Here is a 7,645-nt window from a genome sequence, read left to right on the forward strand (position 1 = left end):
ACTTTTTAAAAAGTTTTCTTATATTTTGAAACTATTTAAATCTCGCTTTCGTCCAATGTGCGAAAGTAAGATAAATGAGAGAAGAGTGGTGTCATGACAGAACTGGAAAAAGAACAATTATTAGAAGAAACCATGATAAACTACGGTGATGATTTAGTACGGTTATCTTTCCAATATGTGAAAGATAAAGAGCTAGCTAAAGACATGGTTCAGAACACCTTTGTAAAGTGTTATAAAAACCTTGAGCAATTCAGAAATGAGGCTTCCATTAAAACATGGTTATATCGGATTGCTATCAATGAATGTAAGGACCATCTCAGGAGCTGGCATAACCGAAAAGTACAAGCAAAAAACTTTTTGGAAAATACGCTGACAATATTCTCAGCTGAAAGTAAGGTGATGGAAGCGGAGGAACAAAACGAAATTAAGGACTGTATTTTTTCACTGCCAAAAAAGTATCGAGAGGTGATTTTTCTTTATTACTACAAATCTTTTACATTGGAAGAAATAGCAATCATTACAGAAGTTAACCTTAATACGGTGAAAACTAGATTAACTCGGGCAAAACAGCGGTTAAAAGTTATAATGAAGGAGGAAAATATTTATGGTTAGTAAATTCGAGAAAGAATTATCCTCTTATTTAAATCAGGAAGATTTATCGTTTACAAAAGATGATAGAGAAAAAACATTTAACAAAATTCATAGCCAAACAACAACACAATATCATAATAAAAGTAGTTTCACACGTCCAATAGTGCCGATCATGGCAACTATAGCAGTTTTCATATTGGCTATTGCGTTAATCCCATCTTTTATTCTTAACGAAAAACAAAATTCAGAAGCAGACAAAAGTATCACATCAGCAGAAGAAGGCAATGGGGATTCTGTTTTATTGCTAATGGGTGAGGATGCAGATAGACACAGAAACCCTTTTAATCTTCTGCTTACCTTTAATTTCGATAAGGAAAGTGTAAAAGTAGTTTCCCTTCCCCGTGATTTACATGTTGACAGGTATAATGCTGAAGGTGAAAAATTCGAAAAAACAAAGCTATTACATGTTGGAGCTCATGATAACGATCCAGCAGCGAGCGTGAAAACTGTGTCTCATTATTTAGATATTCCGATTGATTACTATGCTTTGATGCCAATGGAAGAAATATTTCAATTATTAGGAATTGATGATGAAAATAAAATATATGAAATCGAAGAACAAAATAGCCTTGCCAATCTATTAGAGAAGGATCAAAAGTTTCCTGAATTAATGGAGCTTATTTCTCACCATCAAACAAATCTAACTGAAGATATTTTCAATCAAATGGAAAAGAAATCAAACCAATATGATATAATTCAGTTGGAAGAAGGGTTAAACAATATCTTTGAAGATGAGATTTACTATGTTGAATTAGAACCAAGCTTCTTAGAAAAACTAAAAAATGATTTATAGATAAGTAACCAAAAAAAGTCTTGTGTTTCCCCACAAGACTTTTACTATTGTTTCTCAAGATGATGAAACAAAATACCAACCATCCGCAAATTTAACGATTTCTTTAAAATCTCCTCCAAAGTCATGGGTAGCAGGCTTTTCATCCAGAGGCGAATGAGCAATACCTGAAAAGTTATCCAGTACTCCTCTATATGTAAAGAAAAAAACAGCTCCATCTTCTTCTACCACAATATCATTTCCACCACTTGTCACATGTGCATATTCATTTGGTAATTGAATCAATGAATCATTATAATCCACATTGGGCTTTAGATCGCCATTATCTATTTTCTCAATTACTTCTTCCCTAGCTTCTTTTTTCATATAAAAGTTCCATTTCAATATCATTTGGTTAAACGGGACAGTGAAAAAGAGAATAATTGTCACGATTTGAATTACTACCGGCTTCCATTTACGTTTAACAATCATAAGAATAACAGAAGTAATAAGCGTAATGATAAAAAAGCCATATACTGCTGTTAATATAAAGGGGAAGAAAAATGGTGTGAATGCTTCAACAATCTGCCACCTGAATATTTGAACTAGCAACACGAGCACACTACTAATGATGGAACAGACTAGAAGGTAGCGAGATAGCATGACTTCACCTCCTGTTATTGATAGTTTTTACAAAGCCTATTCTTTTCGCTTCATAGCCCAACGTTGAGTAAATTTGATGTGCATTTTTTCTTTCTTCACGATTACCACTATTAATTAATATTTTTCTCGCTCCATGTTTCTCAGCCCACTCTTCACTGGTTACAAGTAACTGTCTTCCAATTCCTTGTCCTCGAAATTTCTGATCAACAATAAATACACCAACTTGAACAAAAGTCCGATCGTGTTCATAGAAATGTTGCAGAGATACCCCTAGTAGTCCAACAATAATATTCTGTTCCTCTGCCACGAAAGTTTGATAGTTAGGTAGTGTTTGAATGGTAGCCATTCTTTGCTGAAACTGATCTTCTGTCGTAGGATAGCCTAATTGTTTCATTAAAGGTAGAATTTGTGGAACATCACTAATTTTGAAATGCCTGATAAGCATGATACACCTCCAACCTTGCTTGCGTTAGTTATGTTTTCTTTTAAATGTAATTACTATCGCAACTATTACAGCGATAGCAATAATAGCAACTACACTTATGATAACAGTTTGTATAAGTGGATACACATCTCGTTTATCTGCCTGAAATTCACCTTTTCGTACTGCTTTTTTATACTCGCCTGGACTAATTTCAACTGCAATAGCTTCCTCTGTACTTACTCCTTGTATGGAATAATATTTGGTCCCCTTTGGATAAGCATTGGAGAAATTTCCAGAGTACGTCTCCATATCTGAATACCTTGTTACTTCCCCTATCTCTTCAGCAATATTTGTAATAGATTCATCCACCACTTCATAGGTGTGATCATCCCAAACAACAAAAGGATACGCCCATGAAGTAGCAAAAACCATGTTCGTAGACAAAAAGACTCCCATCGTTATCAAGAACAAAACACGAAGAAACTGTTTCATAACGGGCTCCTTTATTTGGAGATTTATACGGTTATTTTAACATTCATTTCTAAATAATGGTATATGTTTTAATTGACATACTGTATACACATGTATACAATTAATAAAAAGAAGAGGAGATGACCAATGAACAGTGACAAATCAGATCATATCCATTTAAAAAAAAGGGGTGCTAAGACATTTCGTCGTGGGAGGGCTCTCGCTTTTTTAGAACGCTTAAAACTAAAGCGCTCGACTATTCAACAACAATTAGATCAACCCGAATTTCAGTCCATCCAACAAATATTAGTCGGTGAATTAAAGGCAATTGATATGATGATGGAAGAATTTAAACAGTTGTTTGAATTAGATGAAACAGAAACGCACAATCAAAAGGGATGTGATCAGAATGAAGAAAATTAATCAGTATATTGACTCCGTTTTTAATCCGCAAGATAGTTTACTGGAAGGTGTGATTACCTCCATCAAGGAAAATGGAATGCCTAATATTTCTGTATCAGCTTCTTCTGGAAAATTTTTAACGATGTTAGTGTCGATTTCAGGTGCTAAACATGTGCTGGAAATTGGGGCACTTGGTGGATATAGTGGGATATGTCTTGCAAGAGGTTTTGGACCAAATGGCTCGCTCACCTCTTTAGAATTAGAGGAGAAATATGCAAAGTTAGCGGAAAGTAACCTCGCTAAAGCAGGTTTCAAAGACCAGGTTACATACTTAACAGGTCCTGCTTTAGAAAGTCTTGAAAAGCTGGAAGCAGAAAATAAACGATTTGACTTTTTCTTTATTGATGCTGATAAAGGAAATTATCCGAATTATTTGGAACGATGCATTAAACTGGCGAACCCCAATGCTGTGCTTGCTATCGATAATGTGTTGGTAAGAGGTAGTGTCGCTGATCAGAGCATAGACACCAAACGTTATACCACATTGATGAAGGAGTTTAATCAAACAGTCGCAGATCATCCACAATTAGAATCCATACTCGTTCCGATTGGTGATGGTATTACCATAGCCCAAGTAAAATAAAGAATGAAGGACATCCTTTGTCCTTCATTCTTTCATAAGAGCACTTTTTTTCATATTGGTCTTTTTTGTCCTCGAGGAATGCTAGAGCACCCCGTTATTGCCTCTCTACCGGTATCCAAATCTCACTTTTAAAGTCTGGCGAATCAAAATCGCTATTTTCATTCCAAAGAATCTCTGGACCTTTCGTTTGCTGATAATTGGATGATGGGAACCATTCAGCGTAAATTCTCCCCCATGTCTCCTGCAAATGTTGTGGGAACGGACCAATTGATTCGAAAACTGCCCAAGTAAAGGCCGGAACCTCTAAAGCAGCCCATTGTTCTGGGCACTCTTCTGTTGTAGCAACCCCAATATAATGATCCAGCTCTCCTTTTTCCTCCATACGTCCTTCTGAGAAATTGGTGGATGCTTGAATGATCCCATTAGGTTTTGTGTTCGAGAGCTCTTTCAATTGCTCGATTTTCTCCTTGTTCAGTGATTTCCACATGGCGGTGATCTCTGGATTCTCTCCTTCAAAAATAATTGGCACCCGTTTTTGCACACCAACAATTCGGAAGGGATTCTTTTCTTCGATACGATAGTTCATCTCATTTCCTCCTTCAATTGATAATCGGAAGATCATTTTTGGAAAAGATTTCAGTGGTGAACCATGCTGTTTTGCATCTGACGGTTTAATGCCGTGCAAAGCTTGAAAAGCTCTGGCAAAAGAATCAGGAGATTGATAGCCATATTTAATGGCAATATCAATTACTCTAGCATCGCTATTTTGTAGTTCAAATGCTGCGACAGTTAAGCGTCGACGGCGAATATATTCCGATAAAGTAATACCTGCCAGAAAAGAAAACATTCGCTTAAAATGGTATTCAGAACAATAGGCAATACTCGCTATTTTTGTGTAATCTATTTCATTAGTTAAATTCTCCTCGATATATTCCAATGCCTTGTTCATTTCTAGTAATCCATTCATCAAAATGACCTCCCTTGATTAAAGAATAGCAGGAATAAAAGAAGCTCTTCCGACTTTTGGTGCACAAAAGTGTCGGATCGAAAAGACCCTCGACTTTCAATCGAGGGTCTCACTTATGATGCATGATATATAATCTGTTCCCATTTATGATTAGCTTGATCGATGGTGTTATTAACATCTTGGTTGAGACGCTTTAACTGCGAAATCGTCTCCTCTACTTTTTGATACATTTCACTGACTTGTTGTTCTGACTGGTTGATTTTGTCTTGCACAAACCAGTCCATGATAAGACCGTCGAAAAAATAATCAGCGAAGGTTAACCCGCCAGAAATCTCGACATTAGCTTGAAATGATTTGCCAATGTCATTTAACTCATGTGAAAATTTCCGTAATAACCGCTGGGCATCGTGTGTTGCTTGTTTAGCATCATCAATATGACTATGTTTTAAAGAAGTCGAAATTAAGCCACCGCCAAACATATCGACCGTTCCCCAGTTTTTCGCACTATCTAGAGAAGAGAGAGCTGATGATAGCGCACGTTTTACTTTTTCTCCTGCATCAATCGCTTCGGCAATTTCAGATTTCTCATCTTGCATGTTTCCCAATTTTTCTAATACTTCAAGTGCTTGTTGTCCACTTTCATGATTGGTATCTAATAAGTGATGATATTTCTCTTCTAATAAGTGCTGATAACGAACATCAGGCTCTCCCAATTCACGAATTTGTTGATCTAATGCGGAGATATCCTCTTGCAAGTCCTGAACAGACGCTTTCGCTTCCTGGTAGCGTAATTGTGCTCTTGCGACTTCCTGTTTCTCTTCATCAAGTTTTTCCAACTTTTGACCAGTGATCGAATAAAAAATATTCGCTACACTAAAGGATTCTAGTTTTTCGACATCCACTTTCTCATCTTGCAATTGTTGATAGAATTCCTGCTTTTGCTTCTCCAATTTTTCTAATTCAACTGCTAATTCTTTTCGCTCGTGCTTTAGTCGATTTAATTTTCGCTTGTCTTCTTGAGCTTTTACTATTTTTTGATAATAAGTATCCAATTCAACCACCTCTACTCTATATACGAATTAAATTACGGGTTCGTTTCACGATTTTCAATTTCTTTGGTGATTCGGTCGATACGATCCGCTATTGATGGATGACTGGAACGGAACCATCGAATCCATGGAGATGGAGAAATATCTGCTTTCGATTGTTCAGCAAGTAGTCTATAGCTTGTCAATGCTGGATATAAATCTTCCGTATGATTAATCGCATATTGGTCTGCTTGATTTTCCATTTCTCGAGATACCCATTGTGACAAAGGCTGCAAAAGCATGAGTATAGCTACTGTCATGAATAATAATTTTGTTAAAGATGACAAAGAATAGACACTTTTCCAAGAGCGAGTCCACTGTTGTAATACTATTAATACAACAAGTGTTAACAAAAGATATAAACCTACTCCCCAGTATACGTGATGGTAGATGTAGTGCGCGATCTCATGGGCCATAATAAATAAAATTTCATTCTGCTGCATACCAGCAATGGTGGTGTCCCATAATACAATACGAGCATGATTGAAAATACCTGTCACATAAGCATTATAGGTGGACACTTTCTCACTTTTATTGACAACAAGTAGTGTTGCTTCATTAATTCCTGCATCTGCCGTTAACGTTTCGATTTCTTCTCGCAACTCTCCTTCTGGCAATAGGGTGAAATCATCGAAAAGTGGATCAATCCAAATCGGTTGCACGAAGACAACGAACAAGACTACCGGGATCGCAAGGAACCAAAGAATCACACCCCAGATTTTCGGCCATCTTTTCATAACGGTTCGTGTAATCAGGACAATGAACGAAAGGGATAACCACAACATTCCCGTATGTAGTAATTGTTCAACTAGCCATGAAAGAAATCCTTGCGTTCCAATTCCTTCTCTTACCCCGATCCTATACCAAAGAAAGCGAAAAGGAAAATGGATCAGATAATCTATCACGGTAAGTAGCGTAACATATAACAGCACCTTTTTTATTTCTGATCGAATTTGTTCCAGTTGTTCTATCCAATTTGTTTTCTTGATTAGCATGTATAACATCAATAGCTGTAATGGCCACATCGCAAAGAAAAAAGCGTGTGCTAATGCTCCATAACGTGTATCACTAAATGATGTAAGTGGATAAAAATAATAAAAGTAGAGAAAAATCAGCATTACATATACTGTATATCCTATCATCCATTTTTTCATCGATATAAGCCCCTAAACGTAAAAGTTATTACTATTATATGGATAAAATTTGTATTTTTAATCTTATCATTTTATCTTTTTTTGAAAAAACTAAACAAACAGGATTAAATTAAAAAATCCTCCCATCAAACTAGAGTGACCCAATAATATGAGACAGGAAAAAACACCCCCAGAGTCGTATTAATTATTTATCGACATTTGGAGGTGTTTTTTGTTATGGGGAAGAAGATGGTTTATCCTGAAGAAATTAAAAGAGAAGTGATACGCTTAAAACTTTCTGGGGAACTAACGAACAAAGAGATTATGGAGAAGTTTGGTATTAAAAATAAGACACAAATCAAAACTTGGATGAGATGGTATAGGAATGGTGAGGAGCACAGGTTAGCTCAACCAATTGGAAAACAATATGCTTT

Annotated in this window: 11 protein-coding genes; 5 read left to right on the forward strand and 6 right to left on the reverse strand. The window is 36.2% G+C overall.

The window, feature by feature from the left end; translation table 11 throughout:
* The first annotated feature begins 93 nt into the window (after nucleotides 1–93).
* Nucleotides 94–612, forward strand: a complete 519-nt coding sequence (locus D569_RS0115895; protein WP_018933418.1) for a sigma-70 family RNA polymerase sigma factor — start codon at nucleotides 94–96, stop codon at nucleotides 610–612.
* Complete coding sequence (locus D569_RS0115900; protein ID WP_018933419.1) at nucleotides 605–1,444, forward strand: LCP family glycopolymer transferase; 840 nt, start codon at nucleotides 605–607, stop codon at nucleotides 1,442–1,444. Before D569_RS0115895 ends, D569_RS0115900 begins: the two co-directional genes overlap by 8 nt.
* A gap of 54 nt (nucleotides 1,445–1,498) precedes the next feature.
* On the opposite strand, the gene D569_RS0115905 is transcribed toward D569_RS0115900, so the two are convergent.
* Genes D569_RS0115905 through D569_RS24450 form a run of 3 tightly spaced genes read right to left on the reverse strand, consistent with a single transcriptional unit; the run spans nucleotide 1,499 to nucleotide 2,999 of the window.
* Complete coding sequence (locus D569_RS0115905) at nucleotides 1,499–2,083, reverse strand: hypothetical protein (protein WP_018933420.1); 585 nt, start codon at nucleotides 2,081–2,083, stop codon at nucleotides 1,499–1,501.
* A 4-nt stretch (nucleotides 2,084–2,087) separates the two neighbouring features.
* Entirely contained in the window at nucleotides 2,088–2,528 is a 441-nt protein-coding gene (locus D569_RS0115910; RefSeq protein WP_018933421.1) for a GNAT family N-acetyltransferase, read from the reverse strand.
* Nucleotides 2,529–2,552: 24 nt separating this feature from the next.
* Nucleotides 2,553–2,999 (reverse strand): hypothetical protein, encoded by a 447-nt coding sequence (locus D569_RS24450; protein WP_018933422.1) that lies wholly within the window; start codon nucleotides 2,997–2,999, stop codon nucleotides 2,553–2,555.
* Between the two features lie 126 nt (nucleotides 3,000–3,125).
* Here D569_RS24450 and D569_RS0115920 point away from each other — a divergent pair, with 126 nt between their 5' ends.
* The gene (locus D569_RS0115920; RefSeq protein WP_018933423.1) at nucleotides 3,126–3,401 is read left to right on the forward strand and encodes a hypothetical protein; all 276 of its coding nucleotides are present in this window, start codon (nucleotides 3,126–3,128) and stop codon (nucleotides 3,399–3,401) included.
* Entirely contained in the window at nucleotides 3,388–4,023 is a 636-nt protein-coding gene (locus D569_RS0115925) for an O-methyltransferase (RefSeq protein ID WP_018933424.1), read from the forward strand. Before D569_RS0115920 ends, D569_RS0115925 begins: the two co-directional genes overlap by 14 nt.
* A 94-nt stretch (nucleotides 4,024–4,117) precedes the next feature.
* Here the strand turns inward: D569_RS0115925 and D569_RS0115930 are convergent, their stop codons facing one another.
* From D569_RS0115930 to D569_RS0115940, 3 genes are all read right to left on the reverse strand, one after another.
* Nucleotides 4,118–4,990 (reverse strand): AraC family transcriptional regulator, encoded by an 873-nt coding sequence (locus D569_RS0115930; RefSeq protein WP_018933425.1) that lies wholly within the window; start codon nucleotides 4,988–4,990, stop codon nucleotides 4,118–4,120.
* A gap of 113 nt (nucleotides 4,991–5,103) precedes the next feature.
* Nucleotides 5,104–6,042 (reverse strand): hypothetical protein, encoded by a 939-nt coding sequence (locus D569_RS23065; RefSeq protein ID WP_018933426.1) that lies wholly within the window; start codon nucleotides 6,040–6,042, stop codon nucleotides 5,104–5,106.
* A gap of 32 nt (nucleotides 6,043–6,074) precedes the next feature.
* Nucleotides 6,075–7,232 carry a M48 family metalloprotease gene (locus D569_RS0115940; RefSeq protein ID WP_018933427.1) on the reverse strand — a complete coding sequence of 386 codons (1,158 nt, stop codon included), beginning with the start codon at nucleotides 7,230–7,232 and terminating at the stop codon, nucleotides 6,075–6,077.
* 216 nt (nucleotides 7,233–7,448) lie between these two features.
* On the opposite strand from D569_RS0115940, the gene D569_RS0115945 reads away from it, so the two are divergent.
* Nucleotides 7,449–7,645, forward strand: a 197-nt coding sequence (locus tag D569_RS0115945; protein ID WP_018933428.1) for a helix-turn-helix domain-containing protein, incomplete at its 3' end; no start/stop codon positions are given.

The sequence above is a fragment of the Gracilibacillus lacisalsi DSM 19029 genome (assembly GCF_000377765.1).
GTDB lineage: Bacteria > Bacillota > Bacilli > Bacillales > Amphibacillaceae > Gracilibacillus > Gracilibacillus lacisalsi.